At 73.0% G+C, this 20,888-nt stretch carries 17 protein-coding genes and 2 pseudogenes; 9 read left to right on the top strand and 10 right to left on the bottom strand.

Features of this window, described 5'->3' with window-relative positions; genetic code table 11:
• Positions 1–91: 91 nt before the first annotated feature.
• Positions 92–610: a DUF2617 family protein gene (locus tag BMY61_RS08470; RefSeq protein WP_042453806.1), complete on the bottom strand. Its 519-nt coding sequence runs from the start codon at positions 608–610 to the stop codon at positions 92–94.
• A 540-nt stretch (positions 611–1,150) separates the two neighbouring features.
• On the opposite strand from BMY61_RS08470, the gene BMY61_RS08465 reads away from it, so the two are divergent.
• The gene (locus tag BMY61_RS08465; RefSeq protein ID WP_042453890.1) at positions 1,151–1,693 is read left to right on the top strand and encodes a DUF1707 and FHA domain-containing protein; all 543 of its coding nucleotides are present in this window, start codon (positions 1,151–1,153) and stop codon (positions 1,691–1,693) included.
• Here BMY61_RS08465 and BMY61_RS08460 read toward each other — a convergent pair.
• Entirely contained in the window at positions 1,647–2,723 is a 1,077-nt protein-coding gene (locus BMY61_RS08460) for an Lrp/AsnC family transcriptional regulator (RefSeq protein WP_042453808.1), read from the bottom strand. The two genes, BMY61_RS08465 and BMY61_RS08460, sit on opposite strands and share 47 nt — an antisense overlap.
• A gap of 138 nt (positions 2,724–2,861) precedes the next feature.
• On the opposite strand from BMY61_RS08460, the gene BMY61_RS08455 reads away from it, so the two are divergent.
• Complete coding sequence (locus tag BMY61_RS08455) at positions 2,862–4,298, top strand: MFS transporter (protein WP_042453810.1); 1,437 nt, start codon at positions 2,862–2,864, stop codon at positions 4,296–4,298.
• A gap of 192 nt (positions 4,299–4,490) precedes the next feature.
• The gene (locus BMY61_RS08450) at positions 4,491–4,709 is read left to right on the top strand and encodes a DUF6243 family protein (RefSeq protein WP_042453812.1); all 219 of its coding nucleotides are present in this window, start codon (positions 4,491–4,493) and stop codon (positions 4,707–4,709) included.
• Positions 4,710–4,783: 74 nt separating this feature from the next.
• Here BMY61_RS08450 and BMY61_RS08445 read toward each other — a convergent pair.
• Positions 4,784–5,224 (bottom strand): annotated as a pseudogene (locus BMY61_RS08445) (aminotransferase class I/II-fold pyridoxal phosphate-dependent enzyme); the annotation flags it as partial.
• Positions 5,225–5,398: 174 nt separating this feature from the next.
• Here BMY61_RS08445 and BMY61_RS08440 point away from each other — a divergent pair.
• Positions 5,399–5,953, top strand: coding sequence for a Uma2 family endonuclease (locus tag BMY61_RS08440; protein WP_042453814.1), 555 nt, complete (start codon positions 5,399–5,401; stop codon positions 5,951–5,953).
• Between the two features lie 81 nt (positions 5,954–6,034).
• On the opposite strand, the gene BMY61_RS08435 is transcribed toward BMY61_RS08440, so the two are convergent.
• Complete coding sequence (locus tag BMY61_RS08435) at positions 6,035–7,201, bottom strand: pyridoxal phosphate-dependent aminotransferase (protein WP_042453819.1); 1,167 nt, start codon at positions 7,199–7,201, stop codon at positions 6,035–6,037.
• Between the two features lie 156 nt (positions 7,202–7,357).
• On the opposite strand from BMY61_RS08435, the gene BMY61_RS08430 reads away from it, so the two are divergent.
• Complete coding sequence (locus tag BMY61_RS08430) at positions 7,358–8,335, top strand: zinc-binding dehydrogenase (protein WP_244904198.1); 978 nt, start codon at positions 7,358–7,360, stop codon at positions 8,333–8,335.
• A 67-nt stretch (positions 8,336–8,402) separates the two neighbouring features.
• On the opposite strand, the gene BMY61_RS08425 is transcribed toward BMY61_RS08430, so the two are convergent.
• Entirely contained in the window at positions 8,403–9,140 is a 738-nt protein-coding gene (locus tag BMY61_RS08425; protein WP_042453821.1) for a hypothetical protein, read from the bottom strand.
• Positions 9,141–9,345: 205 nt separating this feature from the next.
• Between BMY61_RS08425 and BMY61_RS08420 the strand changes: the two genes are divergently transcribed.
• The 3 genes and pseudogenes from BMY61_RS08420 to BMY61_RS08410 form a co-directional block, all read left to right on the top strand.
• Positions 9,346–11,361 carry an N-6 DNA methylase gene (locus BMY61_RS08420; protein WP_075003809.1) on the top strand — a complete coding sequence of 672 codons (2,016 nt, stop codon included), beginning with the start codon at positions 9,346–9,348 and terminating at the stop codon, positions 11,359–11,361.
• Positions 11,362–11,456: 95 nt separating this feature from the next.
• Positions 11,457–12,125 (top strand): hypothetical protein, encoded by a 669-nt coding sequence (locus BMY61_RS08415; protein ID WP_052439099.1) that lies wholly within the window; start codon positions 11,457–11,459, stop codon positions 12,123–12,125.
• Positions 12,122–13,336: pseudogene (locus BMY61_RS08410) on the top strand (serine/threonine-protein kinase); the annotation flags it as partial. The gene BMY61_RS08415 and the pseudogene BMY61_RS08410, both read left to right, overlap by 4 nt.
• A gap of 75 nt (positions 13,337–13,411) precedes the next feature.
• Here BMY61_RS08410 and BMY61_RS08405 read toward each other — a convergent pair.
• Entirely contained in the window at positions 13,412–14,431 is a 1,020-nt protein-coding gene (locus tag BMY61_RS08405; protein ID WP_169791882.1) for a L,D-transpeptidase, read from the bottom strand.
• Positions 14,432–14,542: 111 nt separating this feature from the next.
• Positions 14,543–15,106, bottom strand: coding sequence for a type III secretion system chaperone family protein (locus BMY61_RS08400; protein WP_042453822.1), 564 nt, complete (start codon positions 15,104–15,106; stop codon positions 14,543–14,545).
• Between the two features lie 143 nt (positions 15,107–15,249).
• Between BMY61_RS08400 and BMY61_RS08395 the strand changes: the two genes are divergently transcribed.
• Positions 15,250–15,642 carry an FG-GAP repeat domain-containing protein gene (locus BMY61_RS08395; protein ID WP_052439101.1) on the top strand — a complete coding sequence of 131 codons (393 nt, stop codon included), beginning with the start codon at positions 15,250–15,252 and terminating at the stop codon, positions 15,640–15,642.
• A gap of 66 nt (positions 15,643–15,708) precedes the next feature.
• Here the strand turns inward: BMY61_RS08395 and BMY61_RS08390 are convergent, their stop codons facing one another.
• The 3 genes from BMY61_RS08390 to BMY61_RS08380 form a co-directional block, all read right to left on the bottom strand.
• Positions 15,709–17,409, bottom strand: a complete 1,701-nt coding sequence (locus tag BMY61_RS08390; RefSeq protein ID WP_161791305.1) for a YVTN family beta-propeller repeat protein — start codon at positions 17,407–17,409, stop codon at positions 15,709–15,711.
• 215 nt (positions 17,410–17,624) lie between these two features.
• Positions 17,625–20,234, bottom strand: coding sequence for an ATP-dependent chaperone ClpB (gene clpB, locus BMY61_RS08385; RefSeq protein WP_042453824.1), 2,610 nt, complete (start codon positions 20,232–20,234; stop codon positions 17,625–17,627).
• Between the two features lie 117 nt (positions 20,235–20,351).
• Positions 20,352–20,879 (bottom strand): LURP-one-related/scramblase family protein, encoded by a 528-nt coding sequence (locus BMY61_RS08380; RefSeq protein ID WP_075003808.1) that lies wholly within the window; start codon positions 20,877–20,879, stop codon positions 20,352–20,354.
• Positions 20,880–20,888: the final 9 nt, after the last annotated feature.

Below are 20,888 nucleotides of genomic sequence, written 5' to 3'. Positions count from 1 at the left end.
GCGCCCCGACGGGTGAACCGCATGTCGTCGCATTGACCGGACGGACATCTGCGCCAATCACCCAATCACCCGACAGTTCCGGCCGGGTGGGCTACCAGTCGCGGCGTCGCAGTGTCGACCGGGTGCAGACCAATCGGCCCTCCTGCGGATAGGCGTGCCAGGTGCGCCAGAGGATGCCCTGCTCGTCGCCGCCCGCGAGCAGCGCGGTGAAGGCATTCGGGTCGCCGGGGAAGACGCCGGCCAGGCCGTGCGGATGGTTCTCCACCAGCGCCAGCAACTCCTGGGCCCGGCAGTCGAACTCGTATTTCGTCAGTTTTTCGATGCGTGCAGCGAATTCGTACTCCCAGCCGCGCACGTGCTCGGCGGCACGGGCGGGCAGCGGGGTACGACGCCCCGGCATGCAGGCGACGGTCTCGACACAGGCGTCCTGGCCCTGCTCGCCCGTGTCCAGGACCACCTGGTGGGAGGCGCCGAGAAGGCGCAGCTGCAGGCTGTTGGGGCCGAGGTCGAGGTCGAGCACGGCCAGCGCGGGGAGCAGTCCGCTCCCCAGGCACCAGGCCAGATCGCCGGCCCGGGTGTCGGTATAGGTCGTGTGGAGGGTGGTGAGCATTCTCGGCTCCGCGTACTCGGGTCACTCGACAACGCCGGGGCGGGGACCGACCTGCCGTGACATGCTGCGAGACATGAAGAGATGACATGACATGGCAATGGCATGAATGGCATGAGCGGAACGAAGTCCGCCGCGGCGGAGAGACATTCGGGGACTCAGGAAGCAGCGAAGCACGAATGCTCCGTGTCCGTAGGGGATTTACCCATTTTCGCCGCCGCCTCCCCACTCGGCCCACAAATGACCAAAGTCCCCTGCCATGCTGTTGGACACGCCTTTGACGTGCCGTCTTTCCCCGTGAACTCGGCACTTAACTCGCCGACATGTGCCCGACGATCATTCGGCGGGCATATCCGGCATTTTTCGGCCCTCCAGGATCACCCGTCCGTGTGCCACCCGAACGGAGCCATGCACCGTCAGCGACGCAGCCTCGCCTCACTCCTGCGGCGGACCTGGACGCACCCGGCGGCAGGAACGACAATCGGCTCCATGAGCAACTCCCTGACGCGACCGCATCCGGAGCACGGGACCGCCATCCTCCGGATGGACGAACGCCTCTCGGATGCGGACCGCGAGCAGGTGGTCGACCGGCTGCGCGAACACGCCGTCCAGGGCCGGCTCTCCCACGACACCTTCCTGCGCCGGATGGAGCTGGCCTTCGCCGCCCGCGGCCGGCACGAGCTCGACGCGCTCACGGCCGATCTGCCCAGCGACGGGCGGTTGCTGCGCACCCTCACCCGGGCCGTGGCCGGCGTCGCCACGCTCAAGGTGCGGCTGGCCAACGCCTGGCGCACGCCGCAACTGCCGGCCCTGCCGCTACCGCGCGACCCGGTCGGTCCGGTGAAGATCGGGCGCCTGCCCGGCTGCGACCTCAAGCTCGGCGACGAGTCGGTCTCCCGCGTCCACGCCGAACTGCTGCTGGAGGGCGGCGTCTGGCTGCTGCGCGACCTCGGATCGACCAACGGCACACAGGTCAACGGCTGGCGAGTGATCGGCACGGTGCCGGTCCGGGCCGGTGACCGGGTCAGCTTCGGCTCGGTCAGCTTCCGGCTCGCCGCCGCGGGCGGGGCGAGCGTACGGGCGTGACGAAAGGTCCCGGGCCCTTCACCGTCCGCATCACCGGCGAGGACTCGACCCGGCGCACGGCGGGCAGCGTGGCGATCCGGGTGGTCAGGTACGTGTAGAGCGCGGGCACGTCCGGGCTGAGCACGACGGCGTTGAGGTTGCTCGGGCCGGTGACGGCGGCCGCGTAGCCGATCTCGGGATGCGCGGCCAACGCCTCCCCCGTGGCCGCCAGCTCGGCCGGGGCGACGTCGAGCCAGAGCTGCGTCATGGCGTGCACCCCGAAGAGCCGCCAGTCCAGGTCCAGGTCGAAGTAGAGCGCGCGGGCATGCTCCAGCTCCTCCATCCGGCGCCGCACCGTGCTGGCCGACCAGCCCGTGGCGGCGGCGAGTTCGGCGAAGCCGGCCCGTCCGTCGACGGCCAGGGCCGCGAACAGCTGCCGGTCCCCCTCGTCGAGGTCGATCGGGTCCGCCGGACGGGCGGCGCCCCCCGGCCGGGTTCCCGTCCCGGACTCGGGCGCTCCGGAGAACGCCCGCACCTGCGTGACCTGCTCGGCGTCGAGCGCGCCGGACTTGAGCGCGAGGCTCTGCTCGCCGCCGAAGAAGGTGTGCAGCACGCAGTGCGCGGCGATGCCGACCACGCTGGGCGTGCGGGGCAGCCGCTGCAGCAACAGGTCGTCCTGCCGGTCCGGATGGGCCCGGGCGGTGCAGGTGATCTCCGCGCCACCGGAGCAGACGTTGACCCAGGCCGTGTCGTCCCGCCGGGCCAGCGCCTCCGCCAGCCCGCCCGCCGCCGCGGGAGCGCACTGCACCCGGATCATCCAGCGCACCTCGCCGAACGCCTCCGGCGTGGTGAGGCCGAGCACCCGCAGCCCGCTCGACTCCCGCAGCCGCGCGTAGCGCCGGGCGACGGTCTGGTCGGAGACGCCGAGCACCTGTGCCAGTCGGCTGAACGGCGCGCGCCCGTCCAACTGCAGCGCCTGGATCAGCTGCCGGTCCAGCGGGTCGAAGGCACGGGCCTTCGCGTCGGCGCGGGATCGGATGTCGGATTCCATCTCTCCAGGCTACGAGAAGTCGAAATCCTCCGCCGACGGCAATGTGGACGGGGAGTGCCACGCGGCAGGGCGCAGTCTGATGAGGCGGTTCCGACGAACGGGGGAGCCGCGCCGCCGTCCCGTCAACCGGAGCCCACCGTGCGTAAGTGGATACCCCTGGCAGCCATCTGCCTCGGCGCCTTCATGCTGCTCGTCGACGTCAGCATCGTGAACGTCGCCCTGCCCGACATGTCCGCCGACCTGCACTCGTCGTTCACCTCCCTGCAGTGGGTCGTGGACATCTACGCGCTGACGCTGGCGGCGCTGCTGATGGTCTGCGGCTCGCTCGGCGACCGGCTCGGCCACCGCCGCCTCTACCTCACCGGCCTCGTCGTCTTCGCCGCCGCCTCGCTGGTCTGCGCACTCGCCCCGGACGCGGCGACGCTGATCACCGCCCGCGCGGTGCAGGGCGTCGGCGGCGCGGCCATGATGACCTCGACCACGGCGCTCATCGCCGGGGCCTACCAGGGCCGCGACCGCGGCACCGCGTTCGGCGTCTGGGGTGCGGTCAACGGCGCCGCGGCGGCGGTCGGCCCGGTCCTGGGCGGGCTGCTCACCGACCAGTTCGGCTGGCGGGCGATCTTCATGGTCAACCTGCCGGTCGCGGCCGTGGCGTTGGCGATGACGCTCGGCAAGCGCCTGGCGCTGCCCCGCGCCCACGCCGTCGAGGGACGCATCGACAGCCTGGGGGCCGTCGCCTTCACCGTGTTCGCAGCCGCGCTCACCTACGGGCTGATCGAGAGCGGCGACCGCGGCTGGGGCAGCGCCGTCGTCCTCGGCTCGCTCGTCGTCTCCGCGCTGGCGCTCATCGTCTTCGTCGCCACCGAACTGCGGGTCCACCGGCCGCTGCTGGACCTGTCCCTGCTGCGCGGCCGGAGCTTCGTCGGCCTGCTGGCGGGCGGCCTGCTGCTGAGCGCGGCGGCCTTCGCCGAGCTCACCTACACCTCGCTCTGGCTCCAGCAGGCGCTGCACCTCTCGCCGTTGACCGCGGGCCTGGCCGTCTCGCCGATGGCCGCGACCGCGTTCGTCGTCGCCCTGGCCACCGGCCGCGCCCTGCACCGGTTCCCGCCGCAGCTGCCGATCGGCGTCGGCCTGCTGTTCATCGGCATCGGCACGCTGCTGCTGACCGCCGTCTCGGGGACCTCCGGCTGGACCGCGCTGCTCCCCGGCATGCTGGTCACCGGCGTGGGCGTGGGCCTCTCCACCCCGATGCTGATGGCCACCGCGCTCGCCTCGGTGTCCCCGCAGCGCGCGGGCATGGCCTCCGGCGCCCTCAACACCGCCCGCCAGCTCGGCTACGCGCTCGGCATCGCGGTGCTCGGCACCATCTTCCAGCAGCACGCCCACGGCTCCGCCCCGCGCACCGCCTTCGCCGCCGGCCTCCACCCCGTCTTCCTGACGGCCGGCCTGACCGGCCTCGCGGCCGGCCTCCTCGTCCTCGCCCTGGTCCGCCGCCCTCACGCCGCGGCCCCGGCCACCGCCCCGCTCGCCACCTCGGCCACGACCACCGCCCCGGCGGACAGCGCGGCGCGCTGACGCTCGCGGAGAGGCCCGAAGGCCCGGCCCGTCGCGTCCCTGCGACGGGCCGGGCCTTCGGTGCTGTCCCGCTCAGTTGAGGACGCAGGTGGCCCCGTCCCGGCGGATGCGTCACCACCTCGACGACGCTTGTCGGGGCATATCCTGGCAGAATCCATCGGCCGACCTGGCGCTGGTAACGGAAGAAGAACCATGACCGACAGCAAGAACATCAACAACCCCGTGGGCATGGGCGGCGGCCAGCGCAAGAGGCTGTCGCGCGCCGAAAGGCAGAACAACGGCCCGCACCGCAACCTCGACCGCCAGGGTGCGGCCGCCCAGAAGGCGGAGTTGGTTCGCAAGATGCGTGAGAAGGCAGGCGGCGCGGCCGAGGGCGCGGGGCAGGCGGGCGACGACACCGCGCGAGGCTGACGCGCCCACCGCAGGGCGGCGCCCCCCGGGCCGGCCCTGGTGCGGCACCGGGCGCGGTCGGGGGCGCGGTGGGGTCAGCGCTTGGCGAGACGCCGCAGGCGCGTCACCGCCTCCTGCAGCACGGAGTCCTGCTTGCAGAAGGTGAAGCGGACCTGGGTCGCGCCCGCCTCCTTGTCGTCGTAGAAGACGGAGTTGGGGATGGCCACCACGCCGCAGCGCTCCGGCAGGGCGCGGCAGAAGGCGTAGGCGTCCTTCTCGCCGAAGGGGGCGATGTCGGTGGTGATGAAGTACGTGCCCTGCGGCTCGTAGACCTCGAAGCCCGCCGTGCGCAGGCCGTCCGCGAGGAGGTCGCGCTTGCGGGCGAGGTCGGTGCGGAAGCCCGCGAAGTAGGAGTCCGGCAGCCTCAGCGCCTCGGCGACCGCGTACTGGAACGGACCGGCGCTGACGTAGGTCAGGTACTGCTTGGCCGTGCGGACCGCCGCGACGAGCTCGGGGGTCGCGGTGACCCAGCCGACTCCGCGTTCGCCCACCCATTCGGTCGCCTGACGCCAGAACGCTGCCATCTTCCTCAGTAGCGGAGGGAGCACAGCCGTGGCGCGCGTCAAGACCGGCCCCGAGTCGTGCAGCGCCAACCTCGGTGGCACGGCACTGTCAGTCGTATCCTGGCCACACACGGGAAGGAGCCGTCCATGAGCGTCGATGCGATCGTGCACACCGAGTTCCCCGAGGGGTACACGGTCCTGTTCGGGGCCGACGGAAAGGTGATCATGACCCCGCAGAGTGAGGAACACTCCAGCACGATCAGGGCGATGCAGATCGACTCGGCTCTCGCGCTCGGGCGTCATGCCAAGGTCACCTCCGACGTCTACATCGACTTTCCCGCCGATGAGAACTCCGCTCCCGATCTGGCGATCATCCGCGAGGACGCCCGCAGGGATGGCAAGCGCTACAGCTACGAAGACGTCCTGCTGATCTCCGAGGTCGTCTCGACCTCCTCCGCGCGCAAGGACTACGACGACTGCACCGCGAAGTACGGCCGCTACGGCATCCCGATCTACCTGGTCGTCGATCCCTACGCCCAGGAAGTCGTCCTCCACACCCAGCCGACAGCCACCGGATACATCGCCGCGCACACCCACAAGTACGGCACCGGCAAGCTGCCCATCCCGATGGCTGACGGCCGCACCTTCACTCTCGACCTCGACGAGCTTCCCCGGCCGGAGCCCGAGTCGGACGCCCGCTGACGACCTCGTGCGGGATCCGGGCTTCGGCCCCTACGTCCTGTGCCAGTGCCACCAGGTGCTGACGCGCTCGAAGTTGGTGGCTCATCGGAGGGCGCCCAACCTGAGCACGGCCTCCTCCAGGACGTGGTCCTGCTTGCAGAAGGTGAAGCGGACCTGGGTCGCGCCCGCCTCCTTGTCGTCGTAGAAGACGGAGTTGGGGATGGCCACCACGCCGCAGCGCTCCGGCAGGGCGCGGCAGAAGGCGTAGGCGTCCTTCTCGCCGAAGGGGGCGATGTCGGTGGTGATGAAGTACGTGCCCTGCGGCTCGTAGACCTCGAAGCCCGCCGTGCGCAGGCCGTCCGCGAGGAGGTCGCGCTTGCGGGCGAGGTCGGTACGGAAGCCCGCGAAGTAGGAGTCCGGCAGCCTCAGCGCCTCGGCGACGGCGTACTGGAACGGACCGGCGCTGACGTAGGTCAGGTACTGCTTGGCCGTGCGGACCGCCGCGACGAGCTCGGGGGTCGCGGTGACCCAGCCGACCTTCCAGCCGGTGAAGGAGAAGGTCTTGCCCGCCGAGGAGATGGTGACGGTCCGCTCGCGCATCCCGGGCAGGGAGGCCAGCGGGCGGTGCGCGGACGGGGCGAAGACCAGGTGCTCGTAGACCTCGTCGGTGACGACCAGCAGGCCGTGCTCGACGGCGAGTTCCGCGACCGCGGTGAGCTCGTCGAGGGTCAGTACGGTGCCGGTGGGGTTGTGCGGGGTGTTGAGCAGCAGCAGGCGGGTGCGCGGGGTGATCAGGGCGCGCAGTTCGTCCAGGTCGGGGCGGAAGGACGGGGCGCGCAGCGTGAGCGGGACGCGGACCGCGCCGGCCATGGCGATGCAGGCGGCATAGGAGTCGTAGAAGGGCTCGAACGCGATCACCTCGTCGCCCGGCTCCAGCAGGGCGAGCAGCGAGGCCGCGATCGCCTCCGTCGCGCCCGCGGTGACCAGCACCTCCGTGTCCGGGTCGTAGGCCAGACCGTAGAAGCGCTGCTGGTGCTCGGCGATCGCGGTGCGCAGCTCCGGGATGCCGGGCCCCGGCGGGTACTGGTTGCCGCGGCCCGCGAGGACCGCGTCCGCCGCGGCCTGCGCGATCTCGCGCGGGCCGTCGGTGTCGGGGAAGCCCTGGCCCAGGTTGATCGAGCCCGTCGTGGTGGCGAGCGCCGACATCTCGGCGAAGATCGTCGTTCCCATGCCCGCCAGTCGGCGGTTCAGCAGCGGCCTGTCGCTCATGACCGCAGCATAGGGGGTCGTCTCCACACCAGGCCCTGACCCGGAGGACGGGGCGGAAAGGCGGAGCGGGCGTAGGTCCGTGGACCGAGGCCGTGCACGCGGCGGGCGCCTAGCGTCGACGACAGGACGGTGCAGGACCGAGGCGAGGAGAGGGCCGTGCTGGCGAGCGTGGTGCGGGAGTTCGGTGGGCCGGAGATGCTGCGGCCCGAGCAGGTCGCGGAGCCGGTGGCCGGGGCGGGCGAGCTGCTGGTGGCGGTGGCGGCGTCCGGGGTGCAGTTCGTGGAGACCCAGATCCGCGCCGGGGCGCTGGCGGGTACGCCGCTCGCGCCGGCCGCGCTGCCGTACACACCGGGCCGGGAGGTCGCGGGCGAGGTCCTCGCCGTCGGCGCGGGCGTGGATCCCGCCCTGGTGGGGCGTCTGGTCGCCGGACAGACGCCCCGGGGCGGCGGCTACGCCGAGCTGGCCGTGCTGGAGGCCGCCTCCACCCACCCGGTCCCGGCGGGACTGGGCCCGGCGGAGGCCGTGTCGCTGCTGGGGACGGGTCGGACGGCGTTCGCGCTGGGCGAGCTGGCCCGACTCGGCGCGGACGACGTGGTGCTGGTGGAGTCCGCGGCGGGCGCGGTCGGCGTGCTGCTGCTCCAACTCGCCCGAGCGGCGGGCGCGGCCCGGGTGATCGGGCTGGCCCGGGGCGAGTCGAAGTTGGCGCTGGTGCGGGAGTTCGGCGCCGACACCGCCGTGGACTACGGGGAGCCCGGCTGGTCGGCGGCGCTGCGCGACGCCGGGGTGACCGTCGCCTTCGACGGTGTGGGCGGCTCCGTGGGCCGGGAGACGTTCGACCTGCTCGGCCCGGGTGGGCGGTTCGTGACCTTCGGTTTCTCCAGCGGTGCGGGCACGCGGCTCGGCGAGGGCGAGGCGGCGGAGCGCGGCGTGGACGTGCTCTCGTACTGGGGCCCGCCGGTCGGCCCGCGCGGGCCGGAGGCGCAGCTGCGCCAGACGCGCGAGGCGCTCGACGCGGCCGCGGCGGGACGGCTGCGGCCGTTCGTCGGCGCCACCTTCCCGCTCGCGGCCGCGGACGCGGCCCATCGGGCGATCGAGCGGCGCGAGACCGTCGGCAAGACGGTGCTGCTGCCGTGACGGCTGCGCGCGGGCGGACGGAGGCCCTGAGCGCTACCCCCGTGCGCTCAGGGCGGTCAGGGGGTGGTCAGCCCGCCGCCGCGGGCAGCTTCTTGAGCAGTCGGCGGGCCAGGGTCAGCGCCTGCGCGCCGGTGCCGCTCTGGTCGTTGTAGCTGGTGGTCACGAGGACCTTGCCGGAGCGGATCGCCACCATCGTCTGGCCACCCGTCAGGGACGGCGAGGTGACGACGGCCTCGATGGCCTCGTCGCCGAGGCCCGGCAGCTCCTTGACCTTCAGGTGCATCGTGTAGGTGGCGCCGCCCGTCGTCATCGGGAAGGTCCTGCACTCCGTGAAGACCTTGCTCAGCCCGGCGAACTCCTGGGTGGCCCGGGTGCCCTCGAAGGCGTCGAGCTCCTGGTAGTACTCGTTGCCGTAGGAGTCGTCGAAGTCCGTCCCGGCGAAGGCGGCCGGACCGAGGCCGCCCGCGTTCATCCAGGTGGTCCCGTTGAGCAGGTCGCAGGCCTTGGACTTGGTGAGCGGCGTGTCGCTCGGCTCCACGAACGTGTCGCCCGAGTTGTTGACCACCTTCGGGTTGGCCTTGAGCTTGGGCACGACGCTCCCCGGCAGCAGCCATCCGGCCAGCTTGGTGCCGTTGGGCAGACCGGCGGTCGGATCGGCGGCGGCCGAGGCGGACGTGCCGGACCCGGCCGACGCGGCCGAGCCGGCGGTCGCCGTCGAACCGCCGCCGGAGGAGCAGGCCGTCAGGGCCAGGGCCGCTCCGGCGCAGAGGGCGGCAGCGGCGACGCGACGGAGGTGCGTGGTCATGGTGGACGCCTCTTCCAGGCAAGGGGGTGGCAGGGCAGAGCACACGCGGTGAACCGGAACCGGATCACTCGGCTGTGCAGCGAGAGAATCACAGCATGCGCTGTTAAGTCAGTCAACACGCGCCTCGTGTGTGAAGCGTGAAGTCGGGTCGACGTGTGTATGATCGCCGCGGATCCACGGGGGGATCCCGAACGGAGGCGCCACGATGGCCCAGCAGCGCAAGGCCGGATCCCAGCACGCGTCCGCCGAGGTCACGGCCACGGCCATCGCCCGGCTGGCCGGCGTGGGCCCGGCCGCGGTGAGCAACTGGCGGCGGCGCCACCCGGACTTCCCCAAGCCCGTCGGCGGCTCCGCCAGCAGCCCGACCTTCGACCTCGCCCAGGTCGAGAGGTGGCTGCGCGCCCAGGGCAAGCTCACCCAGGTGCCCCTGCGTGAACGCGCCTGGCAGCAGATCGAGCAGTACCCGCTCGGCCCCTCCGCCGCGCTGATCCGCCTGGGCGCGGCGCTCACCCTCGGCCCCGACCCCGGCGCGGCCCAGAACCCGCTGCTGACCACCGGCCTGCAGCTGGCCGAGGAGCTCGGCCCCGCCGGCGCCTTCCGCTTCCTGCTCGGCCGCCACCTGGACTCCGTCTCCCGCCAGTACGCCCTCACGCCTCCCGAACCGGCCTCGCTGATGGCCGAGTTGGGCGGCCCCGCGGCCGAGGTCCTCGATCCGTCCTGCGGTTTCGGTGGGCTGCTCGACGCGGCGCGCGGCATCAGTCCGGACGCCCGCCTCTGCGGCCAGGACGCCGACCCCGAGCTCGCCGCCCTCGCCGACCTCCGCCTCGCCCTCGCCGAGGACACCTCCGAGGCGGAGAGCGCGGACGGCACGGACGGCACGAAGGCCACGGACGGCACGCGGGCCGCTGCGGTCACCGCCGACGGGCCGGGGCCACGTCGCGGCTGGGTCGACGTGCGGACCGGCGACTCCCTCCGGGCGGACGCCTTCGACCGTCCGCCGCACGCGCCCGGCGCCGACGTCGTGCTGTGCCACCCGCCGTTCAACGAGCGCAACTGGGGCCACGAGGAGCTCGCCTACGACCCCCGCTGGGAGTACGGCCTGCCGCCACGCACGGAGTCCGAACTCGCCTGGGTGCAGCACGCGCTCGCCCACGCCCGCGAGGGCGGAACGGTCGTGGTGCTGATGCCGCCGGCCGCCGCGTCCCGCCGCTCCGGGCGCCGGATCCGCGCCGACCTGCTGCGGCGCGGCGCGCTGCGGGCGGTCATCGCGCTGCCGGCCGGCGTCGCCCCGCCGTACGGGATCCCGCTGCACCTGTGGGTGCTGCGCCGCCCGCAGGGCGCCGGCTCCGCCGCGTCGCCGGGGCTGCTGCTGGTCGAGACCGGCAGCCTGGCGTGGCCGGAGGCGCGCGAGGCTGCGTTGGACGCCTGGCGGACGGTGGACCTGCCCCACGGTCGGACCGGTGCAGACACCCGCGCAGACGCCGAAACCGGCACCGGCACCGGCACCGACCGCCCCGGCGTCAGCCGCCTCGTGCCGGTCGTGGACCTGCTGGACGAGGAGGTCGACCTGACGCCCGCACGGCACCTGCCGCCCGCCGCCGTCGGCGGCGGCGCCCTCGGCCTGGACCAGCTGCGCGAACAGCTCGCAGCCGCGCTGCAGAACGCCTCACGGCTGCCCGCGACCGGTGCGGCCGTCGAGGCGGCGACCGGCGGCGGGCGCTCGGGCGGCCGGCCCTCGACCAGCGTCGGCGAGCTCGCCCGGGCCGGGGCGCTCACCCTGCTCACGGCCGCGGCGGCGGGCGAGGAACCGCCCCGGACCCGGGCCGGTGACGTGCTGGTCCCCGTGCTGGGCCAGGAGGGCCAGGAGGGCGGTGGCGTCCGGGTCGTCACGGAGGCCGAGGCAGGGGCGCCGCTGGGGCGCGGCCTGCAGTTGCTCCGCCCGGAGCCGGACGCGGTCGACCCCTGGTTCCTGGCCGGCTTCCTGCGCTCCACCGCCAACAGCCGTCAGGCGTCCACGTTCACGGGCACCTCCACCCGCCTCGACGCACGCCGTCTCCAACTCCCCCGGCTGCCACTGGCCGAGCAGCAGCGCTACGGCACGCGATTCCGTGCGGTCGCGGAGTTCGAGGAGGCGCTGCGCCAAGCCACGCGCCTGGGCGAGCAGTTCGCACAGGGCCTGTACGACGGACTCGCGGAGGGCGGTCCCGCGGGCCTGGGGTGAGGCGCGCAGCCTCCGACCGGGTCCAAGGGCTTCCGGAGCAGGGCGGGAGCGGCGGTACGCTACCGACGACCTGAGCCCGAGCCCTGGAGCTGCGCATGTACGGCCCGACGCCGCCAGTTCCTCCGCCGGCCCCTCCGTCCGCCCCTCCGTCGGCTCAGCCGGTCCCCTCCTACCCGCCGCCGCACCCGGCGTATCCGGCGTTCCCGGCGTACCCGGGCACGCCGACGGCCTTCGGCGGCCACCTGGACCGCCCCGGTCCGGCCGCGCCGCCGCGGCCGATCACCGCGGCCCGCGTAGGGCTCTTCGTGTTGCGGGGGCTCCTCGCGTGCGTGCCCATCGGCACCATCGGCATCCTGTCCTGGGTGCCGCTGATCCGCACCGCGCTCGTCCGGCGCCGGGCGTGGGACTGGGTGGCCCTCGCCTTCACGATCCTGTTGTCCTTCGGGGCTTTCGTCACCGTCGGCACCGCGCCCAACGAGGACGACCTGCAGATGGACGTCGGGATGGCCACCCTGCTCCTGCTCGCCGCAGGCTCGACCGTCTACTTCCTCGTCGCCGAGCTGCGCAGGCCGCCCGAGCCGCTCCCCCAGCCGTACGGTCACCCGTACGCGCCGCCGCCCCACGCGCCGTCGGCTTTCGCACCGGCCTACGCGCCGCCCTATGCACCGCCCTACGCACCGCCGATCGTCCCCCTCGGGCAGGTCCAGGCGGAGCTGGACGAGCTGAGCGCGCTGCTGCACCGCCACGAGCGGTCCGCGCCGTGATCGCCGCCCCGGACGGGCGCCGCACGGTCGGCGGCCGGTACGCGCTGACCGCACTCGTGGGCCAGGGCGGGATGGGCCAGGTGTGGTCAGCCCAGGACCTGCTGCTCGGCCGCGAGGTGGCGGTCAAGCTGCTGCGGGCCTCCGCGCCCGGCAGCACGCACGCCGACGAGTTGCGGCGCAGGTTCGAGCGGGAGTCGCGGGTGACCGCGCGCGTCGGGCATCCGGGCCTGGTCACCGTGCACGACGCCGGCACCGACGCGGACGAGCTCTACCTTGTCATGCAGTACGTGCGCGGCACGGACCTGGCCGACCACCTCGCCGAGAACGACCCCTATCCGTGGCCGTGGGCGGTGGCGGTGGCGGCGCAGCTCTGTCCCGTCCTGGCGGCCGTCCACGAGGCGGGTGTCGTCCACCGGGACCTGAAGCCACGCAATCTGATGCTCCGCCACGACGGCACGCTGGTCGCCCTCGACCTCGGCGTCGCGGCCGTGCTGGGCGCGGACACGACGCGGGTCACCATGACCGGCTCCCCTGTCGGCAGCCCGGCCTACATGTCGCCCGAGCAGGCGATGGGCGGCGCCGTCGGACCGGGCAGCGACCTCTACTCGCTCGGCGCGGTGCTGTACGAACTGCTCACCGGGGCCGTGCCGTTCGAGGGCTCGTCAGCCCTCGGCACGCTCCACCGGCATCTGCACGAGGCGCCCGCGCCGCTGCGGACGGTCCGCCCGGACCTGCCGCCCGCACTGGAGGCGCTGGTGCTGTGGCTGCTGGCGAAGGACCCGGCCCAGCGCCCGGCCGACGCCACCGCGCTCTACCACGCCCTGGCCCCGCTGCTGCCGACGCCGACGGCAGGAACAGGCGGCGCCGCGCTCTGCGATCCGACGCGTCCGTTCCGGCTTCCGTTCGCCCCGTGGCCGGACCGTGGGCCGGGGCCCCTGCCCGCCGTGCCCGCCCAGCCCGCCACCCCCGTGCCCGCGCCCGTCCCGCCGCCCGGGACTGTGCCGTCACCCGCTGTGCCGTCCCAGGCTGTGCCGTCGCACGACGCGGAGGGCGCGCTGCTCGCCGCCACCGTCGACGAGGCGCGGCGGCTGCTCGGCGCCGGGCGGATCAGCCAGGCGCTCGGCCTGCTCGGCAGCGCGCTGCGCACCGCGGAGGCCCGGCACGGCGTCGACTCGCCCGTCACCGCCGCGCTGCGCCGTCAGTACACGGCACTCCAGCCGCACGCGGGCGCAAACGGAACGGCCGGTGCGACGCCGCACCGGCCGTGACGTGTGTGGGGGTCGGCGTCAGCCGACGGTCGTCGGCAGCTCGCCCGCGGCGCTGCCGGACAGCCAGTCGGACCAGCTCAGCGTGAACGCCGCGTAGCCGTTGTCGCCGGGGGTGTTGCCGCGCGGCGAGCCGGTGATGGTGACCGGGTCGCCGGGCTGGACGAGGTTGTAGAACCACTCGGAGTCGGACAGCGACAGGTGCACGCAGCCGTGCGAGCCGTAGCTGTGGCCCGGCCACGGGTCGCCGGTGGAGTAGTGCACGTAGGTGCCGGAGGTCGTCAGGTGGACGTCCCAGGGCAGGGTGATGTCGTAGTAGTTCGGGCTGCTCTTGTCGCAGCTGATGCCGACGCTGCAGGAGGTCATCCGGACCTCGGCCTGCTTGTCGATCACGGCCATCGTGCCGTCCCAGGACGGGAAGGTCGGGCTGCCGGCGTCGATCGGCATCGACTTGATCAGCGAGCCGTTCTTGTAGACCTTCATCGAGTGGCCGGGCGCGTCAACCTTGGCCTCGACGTCGGCACCGATGGTGAAGCTGTGGTGGTAGTCGTGGGTACCCCAACGACCGTTGCCGTCACCCACGTTGTTCAGGTCGGCGTTGACGGAGACCTTGGTGCCGGACGGCCAGTAGCTCTGCGGGCGCCAGTCGACGCGCGTGCTGGAGAACCAGTGCCAGGCGCCGGTCATCGGCGACGAGGTGGTGACCTTGAGCGCCTGCTCGACGGCCTTGCGGGCGGAGGAGGCGACCGAGTGCGTGAACACGATCGAGATCGGCTGCGCGACACCGACGGTCTCGCCGTCCAGCGGGTAGATCGTGTCCAGCTGCAGCGGTGGACCGGCCGGGTGCGTCGGCGAGGGGCTCGCCGACGGGCTGGCGCTCGCGCTGGTCGAGGCGCTCGCGCCACCGGCGACCGGCGAGGCCGACCCCTTGGCCGACGTCGCGGAGGCCGAGCCCCCGCAGCCGCTGGCGCCGAACGCGACCGCGCCCGCCAGCAGTGCTATACCGATCCCGCTCTTGAACCGCGCTACGCGCCCCACCACGCCACCTGCTCCGCTCGCGTCACATCGTCACCACCGGACGTACTCAACACGTCCAGAGAGACCGAACCCTACGCAAGCGGTTGCAGGCGTCATGTAAAGCAAAGGTCAAGATTAGGACTCGGCGGAGTCGCCGTCACCCTCGGCGCCGCCCTCGCCGCCCTCGGCGGCCTCGTCGTCGACGGCCTTGACCAGGCCGAGACGCTCGTTGATCCACTGGTTGAAGGTCACGGAGGCCTGGACCCAGTTCACGACCATGGCCGCGAAGTAGTTGATGTTCACGCCCATGCCGACGATCATCTGCGTCTCGCCGACGACGCGCAGCTGACCCTCGTCGGTGGTCTGGGTGTAGACCTTCGGCCACAGGGTCTCGCGGTTCCACTCGTCCAGCGCCTCCAGCAGCGCGGTCTTGGCCGCGAGCTCGTGCGCGTGGGAGTAGAAGGCACGGACCGCGAAGAGCTCCTTCTGCTCGCCGCGGAACATGAAGTAGACCTGGAACTCCTCCCAGGGCGCGACGACGTCACCCTCGGCGTCCTCGCCGTGCTTCAGCTGCATCTGGTCCAGCAGCTGCTTGACCAGCTCCGCGTCCGGAATGATCACCGGCGGCGGACCCTGCGGCGTCGGCGGCTGCTGGGGCTGCCCGCCGAAGTTGGGGATGGCGGACGGGTCGATGGTCACGACAGGGGTTTCCCTTCGGGGGATTACGGCTTGCCGTCCCTCATCCTGCCTCACCCGGGGGTGCTGCGCCCAGTGTCCACAGCTGTGGCTAGGATCCGCTCACTCCGTGCGCGAACGCGTCGGGCTTCCCGGGGTGGGAAAGGGTGGGGGACGATCACGCGGATGCCCGGCAGAAGACGCTCGGCCCTGGTCTGCACGGCGGCGGTGGCTGGGCCGGCTACACCGCCGTCGCCAGCCCCGGCGACCTGAACGGGGACGGCCACGACGACCTGGTCGCCCGCGACACCTCCGGCACGCTCTGGTTCTACGCGGGCCGTGGCAACGGGAGGTTCGCGGCGCGGGTGCGGATCGGCGGCGGCTGGAACGGCTACACCCACCTGGTCGGCACCGGTGACCTGACCGGCTCCGGCTACGGCAGCCTGCTCGCCGTGGACGGCGCCGGGGTGCTGTGGCGGTACGACGGCACCGGCCGCGGGACCTTCCGTGCGCGCAGTGAGGTCAGCGCCGGATGGGGCGGGGACTGGGGCCTGTTCTAGCCCGCGCCCGGAACGACAGGGCCCCGCACGCGGACGCGTGCGGGGCCCTGTCGTGTGCCCTACGGGTCATGAGCAGCTGATCAGCAGCGAGGTCACCACGGTGCAGCTGCGGCTCGCGGTGTCGTTCGCCGGGTTCAGGTCGACCGGGGTCGAGGCGGTGCGGGCGGCCGTCACCGCGTACGGCAGGCCCAGGGTGAGCAGGCCCACCGGGACGGTGAACTGGCGGGTCGTGCTCGCGCCGACGGCCAGGGCGCCGACGGAGCAGGTGACACTGCGCCCGCTGACCGTGCAGTCGGAGGAGGACGCCGCCATCGGGACCGGCAGCTGGGCGGTGACCGTGGCCGAGGTGAGCGCGGAGGGGCCGTGGTCGGTGACCGTCACCGTGTAGACGATCGAGCCGCCGAGCAGGGCCGGGTGGGGGGTGGCGGTGAGGCTGACGCCCGCGTCGGCGGCGGCGTAGCCGAAGTGGTCGGCCGCGGTGGTGGCGCTGGTGCCGCCCGGGGTGGTGACCTGGACGTCCACCGTGCCGACGGTGCCGGGCGGGGAGACCGCGGTGCAGCTCTGGTCGGTGCAGGAGAAGGACGTGGCGGCGTTACCCGGGCCGAAGTCCACGGCGGTGGCACCGGCGAGGTGGCTGCCGGCGACGGTGACGGTGGTGCCGCCGGCGGGCGGGCCCGAGGCCGGGCTGACGCCGGTGACCACGGGGGCGGGCACGGTGAGGGCCACGGCGAGGCCGGCCGGGGCCGACCCGACCGCGGTGGTGCCCACCACCTGGCCGGTGCTCGCGTCGAGGCGGGTGACGGACGCCGCGCCGAGGTCGGTGACCAGCACCCGGGTGCCGTCCGGAGTCACCGCGACGCCCTGCGGATTGCTGCCGGCCCCGGTCGGGACCGTCGTACTGGTCCCGGTCGAGGTGTCCAGCACGGCCACGCTGTTGGCCGGACCGTCCGCCAGGTAGAGGTGGGAGCCGTCCGGGCCGAGTGCCAAGGCGTAGGGGGCGGCGGGAACCGCGAACGCGGTCGTCGTGTCGGTGGCGGTGTCGACGGCGGAGACGGTCGTCGAGCCCTGGGCGGCCAGGTAGAGGCGGGAGCCGTCCGACGTCAGGGCGAGGGCCACCGGGACCCCGCTCGTCGGCAGCGTCGCGGTCACCGTGTCCGTCGCGGTGGAGACCACCGACAGGGCGCCGCCGGAGCCGCTGTCGGCGACGTAGAGCGTGCCGCCGTCGGGGCTCACCGCGAGCGCGTCCGGGCCGGAGCCGACCAGGATCGTGCCGATCACCGTGTCGGTCGCGGTGGCGAGGACGGAGACCGTGTCGGTGCCGAGGTTCGCCACGTAGACCTGGGAGCCGTCCGGGCTGACGACGGCCGCGGTGGGGCTGGAGCCGACGGGGACCTCCGCCGCGAGGGTGTTGGTGCGGGTGTCGATGACGGCGAGATTGTTGGAGCCGATGTTGGGCACGTAGACGTGGCCGCCGTCGGGTGCGGCAGCGACGCCCTGCGGGTCGTAGCCGACGCTCGCGACGGTGGCCTTGACCGCGCCGGTGGCGACGTCCACCACGGAGACCGCGTCGGCCCCGGCGTCGGCCACGTAGGCGGTCGGCACACCGCCCGCCGGGGACGGGGCCGCAGCGGCCGGCACGGCGCCGCCCAGCGCCCCGGCGACGGCAAGGCCCAGCACCGCTGTCAGCGCCCGGGCGGACCGCCGGACCGGCCGTAAGGCCCGGGCCGGGGAGCCGGCGGGCGGCAGCAAGGGATACGACGAGGACATGAAGAGGACCCCCCTCGGCGCGCCCGCCGCGGCAGGCACCGATCGGAGCCCTGGGACCTCGGCGGTGCGACATGCTGCGGGCGCCGTCGGACCCTCAGGTCCGTCGACGCCGCCGCGCACCAGCATCGCCGAGCTCCCCAGCGGCCACAAGAGAACGGGAGATGACCACACGTCACCTCCCGCCCTCCGTCATACTCCGCCGAACGCGGGTGGGGTCAGTCCTTGCGGGTGACCGTCAGCCGGTCCGCGCCCTCGTCCGCGTCGACGAGGACGGTGTCGCCGTCGCGGACGCCGCCGGCCAGGATCGCGCGGGCGAGCTGGTCGCCGATGGCCGACTGGACCAGGCGGCGCAGCGGGCGGGCACCGTAGGCCGGGTCGTAGCCGGTGAGGGAGAGCCAGTCACGGGCGGCCTCGGTGACGTCCAGGGTGATCCGTCGGTCGGCGAGACGCCGGTCCAGGGCGGCGACCTGGAGGTCGACGATGCGACCCAACTCGGCCGTGGACAGCGGCTCGAAGACCACGATGTCGTCGAGGCGGTTGAGGAACTCCGGCTTGAAGGACGCCCGGACGACGTCCAGGACGCGGTCCTTCTTGACGGCGTCCGCCACCGTCGGGTCCACCAGGCTGGGCTCATTGAAAACCTGCGAGCCCAGGTTGGAGGTCAGGATCAGGATGGTGTTGCGGAAGTCCACCGTCCGGCCCTGGCCGTCGGTCAACCGGCCGTCGTCGAGGACCTGGAGCAGGATGTCGAAGACCTCCGGGTGGGCCTTCTCGACCTCGTCCAGCAGCACCACCGTGTACGGGCGGCGCCGGACGGCCTCGGTGAGCTGGCCGCCCTCCTCGTAGCCGACGTAGCCGGGGGGAGCACCCACCAGCCGCGCCACGCTGTGCTTCTCGCTGTACTCGCTCATGTCGATGCGGACCATGGCCCGCTCGTCGTCGAAGAGGAAGTCCGCCAGCGCCTTGGCCAGCTCGGTCTTGCCGACGCCGGTCGGGCCGAGGAAGAGGAACGAGCCGGTGGGACGGTCCGGGTCGGCGATGCCGGAGCGGGCGCGCCGGACCGCGTCGGAGACGGCCTGGACGGCGGGCAGCTGGCCGACCAGGCGCCGCCCGAGCTCGTCCTCCATCCGCAGCAACTTTGCTGTCTCGCCCTCCAGCAGGCGCCCCGCCGGAATACCCGTCCAGGACGCCACGACGTCGGCGACGTCGTCCGGGCCGACCTCCTCCTTGACCATGGACGAGGTGGTGGACTCGGTGCGGGCCGCGTCCTGGGCCTCGGCGAGCTCCTGCTCGGCGGCCGGGATGTCCGCGTACATCAGCCGCGAGGCGGTCCCGAAGTCGCCGTCGCGCTCGGCGCGTTCGGCCTGGCCGCGGAGCCCGTCGAGGCGCTCCTTGAGCTCGCCGACCTTGTTGAGGCTGCTCTTCTCCTGCTGCCAGCGCGCGGTCAGCGCGCCCAACTGCTCCTGCTTGTCCGCGAGGTCGCGCCGCAGCCGGTCCAACCGATCGACCGAGGCGGCGTCGGACTCCTTGGACAGTGCCATCTCCTCCATCCGCAGCCGGTCGACGGAGCGCTGCAGCTCGTCGATCTCGACCGGGGAGGAGTCGATCTCCATGCGCAGCCGGGAGGCGGCCTCGTCGACCAGGTCGATGGCCTTGTCCGGCAGGAAGCGGGAGGTGATGTAGCGGTTGGACAGGGTGGCGGCCGCGACCAGCGCCGCGTCCGCGATCTGCACCTTGTGGTGGGCCTCGTAGCGGCCCTTGAGGCCGCGCAGGATGGCGATGGTGTCCTCGACGCTGGGCTCGCCGACCAGCACCTGCTGGAAGCGGCGCTCCAGCGCGGCGTCCTTCTCGATCCGCTCGCGGTACTCGTCCAGCGTGGTCGCGCCGACCATGCGGAGCTCGCCGCGGGCCAGCATGGGCTTGAGCATGTTGCCCGCGTCCATCGCGGAGTCGCCCCCGGCGCCCGCGCCGACGAGCGTGTGCAGCTCGTCGATGAAGGTGATGACCTGGCCCTCGCTGGACTTGATGTCGTTCAGGACGGCCTTGAGCCGCTCCTCGAACTCACCGCGGTACTTGGCGCCGGCGACCATCGCGCCCAGGTCGAGCGCGACCAGGCGCTTGCCGCGCAGCGACTCCGGCACGTCGCCGGCCACGATGCGCTGGGCCAGGCCCTCGACGACGGCGGTCTTGCCGACGCCGGGCTCGCCGATCAGCACCGGGTTGTTCTTGGTGCGGCGCGAGAGCACCTGCACGACGCGGCGGATCTCGTGGTCGCGGCCGATGACCGGGTCGAGCTTGCCGTCGCGGGCGGCCTGGGTGAGGTCGGTGCCGTACTTCTCCAGCGCCTTGTAGCTGCCCTCGGGGTCCGCGGAGGTGACCCGGGCGCTGCCGCGGACCTCCTTGAACGCCTCCAGCAGCCGCTTGGCGGTGGCGCCCTCGGCCTTGAGCGCGTCGGCGGCCGCACCGCCCTCCGCGGCGAGGCCGACCATCAGGTGCTCGGTGGAGACGTACTGGTCGTCCAGCTCGGCGGCGCGGGCGGCGGCCTCGTTCAGGACGGCGACGGTCTGCCGCGCCAGTTGCGGCGCGGCGACCGTCGAGCCCTGGGCGCTGGGCAGCGCGCGGGCGAGCCGCTCGGCGGCGCCGCGCAGGCGGGCCGGGTCGGCACCGACCGCCTCCAGCAGCGGCCGGGCGATGCCCTCGGGCTGCTCCAGCAGGGCGAGGAGGACGTGGACCGGGGTCACGTCCGGGTTGCCCGCGCTCGACGCCTGCCGGATAGCCGCGGACAGGGCCTCCTGGGCCTTGGTGGTGAGCTTGCTGGCATCCACGTGTGTTCGGTCCTCCTCGCCGGTCGCGCCGGGCTCGCCTATGTCTGCTTTTTCAAGCATGACATAAGTTGAGTCTATTCCACTCAACCTTTGACGAGTGTCCTCCTGGCTCCTGCCTCAGACCTCGTGCGGGTGCTCCTCGGCGTGGAGATGGTCCACGCAGACCGCGACGGAGAGCAGCAGCGGGATGTCCTCGCCGTCGGCGACGTCGATCGCGTAGGTGTCCCGGACCGAGAACCACTTCTTGCTGACCTGGGCGATCCGACGCCCGTCGCGCTCCATGGTGAACTCGTGGTCGGTGAAGTTGCCGTGCACCTCGATCTCGCCGCCGCCGACCTCACCCTCCAGCTCGGCGAGGTACTTGTCACGGAAGACGGTGATCAGCTTCTTCTTGACCGTCGCGATGCGGTGGTCGTCGCGCTCGACCACCATGGTGTCGCGGACGGAGATCAGCTTCTTCTTGATCACCGCGACGATCTCACCCGTGTGGTGGTCCTTGAGCTCGAAGGTCTCGCGGACGCGCAGCGCCTTCCCGTCGACGAGGTAGGCCTTGTCGCCGTGCTCGGTGGTGATCCAGTGGTCGTCGCCGATACCGAAGACCCGCTCGCGCATCAGAAACTTCATCGCGCTGTCCTTCTTTCGCATGTGCCGGAG

The sequence above is a fragment of the Streptacidiphilus jiangxiensis genome (assembly GCF_900109465.1).
Taxonomy (GTDB): domain Bacteria; phylum Actinomycetota; class Actinomycetes; order Streptomycetales; family Streptomycetaceae; genus Streptacidiphilus; species Streptacidiphilus jiangxiensis.
The sequence above is the reverse complement of the archived record's forward strand: the minus strand, read 5'-3'. Positions and strand labels throughout refer to the sequence as shown.

Excerpts from the sequence above, each read along its gene's own strand:
- BMY61_RS08470 (WP_042453806.1), bottom strand. The coding sequence starts at position 610 with ATGCTCACCACCCTCCACACGACCTATACCGACACCCGGGCCGGCGAT.
- BMY61_RS08465 (WP_042453890.1), top strand. The coding sequence starts at position 1,151 with ATGGACGAACGCCTCTCGGATGCGGACCGCGAGCAGGTGGTCGACCGG.
- BMY61_RS08460 (WP_042453808.1), bottom strand. The coding sequence starts at position 2,723 with ATGGAATCCGACATCCGATCCCGCGCCGACGCGAAGGCCCGTGCCTTC.
- BMY61_RS08450 (WP_042453812.1), top strand. The coding sequence starts at position 4,491 with ATGACCGACAGCAAGAACATCAACAACCCCGTGGGCATGGGCGGCGGC.
- BMY61_RS08440 (WP_042453814.1), top strand. The coding sequence starts at position 5,399 with ATGAGCGTCGATGCGATCGTGCACACCGAGTTCCCCGAGGGGTACACG.
- BMY61_RS08435 (WP_042453819.1), bottom strand. The coding sequence starts at position 7,201 with ATGAGCGACAGGCCGCTGCTGAACCGCCGACTGGCGGGCATGGGAACG.
- BMY61_RS08425 (WP_042453821.1), bottom strand. The coding sequence starts at position 9,140 with ATGACCACGCACCTCCGTCGCGTCGCCGCTGCCGCCCTCTGCGCCGGA.
- BMY61_RS08420 (WP_075003809.1), top strand. The coding sequence starts at position 9,346 with ATGGCCCAGCAGCGCAAGGCCGGATCCCAGCACGCGTCCGCCGAGGTC.
- BMY61_RS08415 (WP_052439099.1), top strand. The coding sequence starts at position 11,457 with ATGTACGGCCCGACGCCGCCAGTTCCTCCGCCGGCCCCTCCGTCCGCC.
- BMY61_RS08390 (WP_161791305.1), bottom strand. The coding sequence starts at position 17,409 with ATGTCCTCGTCGTATCCCTTGCTGCCGCCCGCCGGCTCCCCGGCCCGG.
- BMY61_RS08380 (WP_075003808.1), bottom strand. The coding sequence starts at position 20,879 with ATGCGAAAGAAGGACAGCGCGATGAAGTTTCTGATGCGCGAGCGGGTC.